Genomic DNA, 1,320 nt, shown 5'->3' with positions numbered 1-1,320 from the left:
ATTCGTAGCCATCGCATACTCAATTCCCTTTAAGCGCGCATCGGACGTTTGGAAACGTCCTACAGTTTCTGGCGCGCACCATACAGAGGATTCTCAAGAAACGCCTGTGAATCCCGTGGGAAATTTCTGCGCTAAGGGTTTTACCTCGAAAAAGCTGCAAAACCTTGTAGGGCAATTGCCCGAGTCTCGGAAAAACCCCTACGAACTCCGTCCATCACGGCGGTCTTGTGACCCCTTGCCACGCACTTCTATAGTGGCCGGCGCGGCTGCAACCACTGGAGCGACTTCGTACAGGACACGTCTGAACATGAACATGCATAACCCGCTGGCCAATCGTTATCGCCCGCTCAAAAGCACCGACGGCGATCATCCGGTGCTGACCATAGATACTCAAGCCAGCCACGGCGAACTGCTCGACGCTGCGCATCAACGCCTGAGTGCCGCCAGCGATTTGCTGGAAACTCTTTACTGTTTGTGTTTCAAACAGGCCGATGTCAAAGACATCCCGAACATCGTCAACGCCTTGTATTTATTGACCCAAGATGGCTGCGAACTTCTGGAAGTAGCAAAACTTCAACTTGCAAACTCCTTATAAAATCACGTGCACAAACAACGCAACAACTAACCACTTCATATCCGCAATATAAAAAATAGCCTGCTTGCTCTTAATTCATTCAAGAGCAACATTATGAGCACATTGACTATTTTCTTTTGCGGCACGGGTTCCACCAAGTTCGACACCAGCAACAGCAACTATTGGAACGGTGAGTTGGTGTCCACTCTCGCTTCGCACCACACTGGCCGCGAGTTCGCCGAATGGATTGTCGTCGACGGCCCCGGCTCCAGTAATCTGCAGGCCGATGAGCTGTTCACCAAATCTGCCGACTACGGTCTCAGCGGCACGTTGTTCGGCAAGGGCTGGGAGGAAAACGTGCAGCACGCAATGAACATCATCAAAGGCAAGTGCGACTGGCAACGCCAGCAACTGACCGAAGCGGAATACAACCGTCTCAAAGCGGCCGGTATTCCCATTGAAGATGTAAAAATCGAAGGCTCCTGGTTCTGGCGTAAATACAACTACGGAGAACGCAGCGTGACCCAGCAGAAGTTGCAGGAGCAAATCATTAAAACCTTCCGCAAGGACGGCATTATTCCCACTCAGGTCAACCTGGTCGGCTGGAGTCGAGGCGGTATAAGTTGCCATATGCTGGCCAACGCCATGTTCAATGAAAGTACTTTGAAAAGCATTCCGGTGAAGATCCTCGCCATTGATCCGGTGCCCGGCATCGGCAACTTCCAGGAACATCGGGTCAAACTCAA

The 1,320-nt window shown here is 51.5% G+C and carries 1 protein-coding gene and 1 pseudogene; both read left to right on the top strand.

Annotation, left to right across the window (positions count from 1 at the left end; genetic code table 11):
* Nucleotides 1-307: 307 nt before the first annotated feature.
* Nucleotides 308-595: a hypothetical protein gene (locus HT737_RS17150; protein WP_182403393.1), complete on the top strand. Its 288-nt coding sequence runs from the start codon at nt 308-310 to the stop codon at nt 593-595.
* 93 nt (nt 596-688) lie between these two features.
* Nucleotides 689-1,320, top strand: a pseudogene (locus HT737_RS17145) (hypothetical protein); the annotation flags it as partial.

It is taken from the genome of Pseudomonas sp. MD195_PC81_125 (assembly GCF_014060985.1).
GTDB classification, from domain to species: domain Bacteria; phylum Pseudomonadota; class Gammaproteobacteria; order Pseudomonadales; family Pseudomonadaceae; genus Aquipseudomonas; species Aquipseudomonas parakoreensis.
This window is presented reverse-complemented; position numbering and strand designations above follow the sequence as displayed.

Bases quoted from the DNA above. Each gene is read 5' to 3' on its own strand.
- HT737_RS17150 (WP_182403393.1), top strand. From the start codon at position 308: ATGAACATGCATAACCCGCTGGCCAATCGTTATCGCCCGCTCAAAAGC.